The following is a 721-nucleotide window of genomic DNA, read 5'->3' on the forward strand; positions in this document are numbered from 1 at the left end:
ACTCTGCTGCGGAGCGGCTTCGTTCAACAAAGCCATGAAGTGTCGCACTTATTATCTGAATTCGAGTATTATATAATGATGATATGGCTTTTTCATGGAAAAATCTCATGAACGCAACATTTACAATCTTGGTTAAGTATTTAATTAAACTTGTTCTTCCGATCGTTTTTTTAACTTGTACAAGTTTAATATATTTACATTATGAGTCTAAAAAAACATACGAAGTGGTAATAATCGATTCGGGAGTAAAGAATAGTGAGTTACTATTAAGGGGGTTGAAGAGAGAGGCAGATATATTCTATTTAATGAAAGAAGAAGATGGGATTGATAATATATACAAGATAATTAAGGAAAAGGAAAATATCTCCACCCTCCATATAGTTTCTCATGGTGAAAATGGCACCGTTCATCTTGGCAATGCTCGACTAAATATAAAAAATATTAATTTTTACAAAGATACTCTTTCTAAATGGAACGGTTCATTTGAAAAGGATGGTCGAATTATATTATACGGCTGTAATATTGCATATGACGTACATGGGAAAAGCTTTATAAACACACTCAAAGAAATAATCAATCTCGATATTTATGCGTCTGATAACTTGACAGGTTCAAATAAATTAGACGGAGACGATGTTTTTGAATTTCAGGCTTTGAAAAATTAAAGATGGCTTTAAATCATGTGACAAGGCGCTGGCGGTTCCCCTCATAACTCTCCCAG

At 33.4% G+C, this 721-nt stretch carries 1 protein-coding gene; it reads left to right on the forward strand.

The window, feature by feature from the left end; genetic code table 11:
* Positions 1 to 107: 107 nt before the first annotated feature.
* Positions 108 to 665 (forward strand): DUF4347 domain-containing protein, encoded by a 558-nt coding sequence (locus VTH8203_RS23350; protein WP_158296237.1) that lies wholly within the window; start codon positions 108 to 110, stop codon positions 663 to 665.
* The last annotated feature ends 56 nt before the right edge of the window (positions 666 to 721 follow it).

The organism is Vibrio thalassae (genome assembly GCF_900089835.1).
GTDB classification, from domain to species: Bacteria; Pseudomonadota; Gammaproteobacteria; order Enterobacterales; family Vibrionaceae; genus Vibrio; species Vibrio thalassae.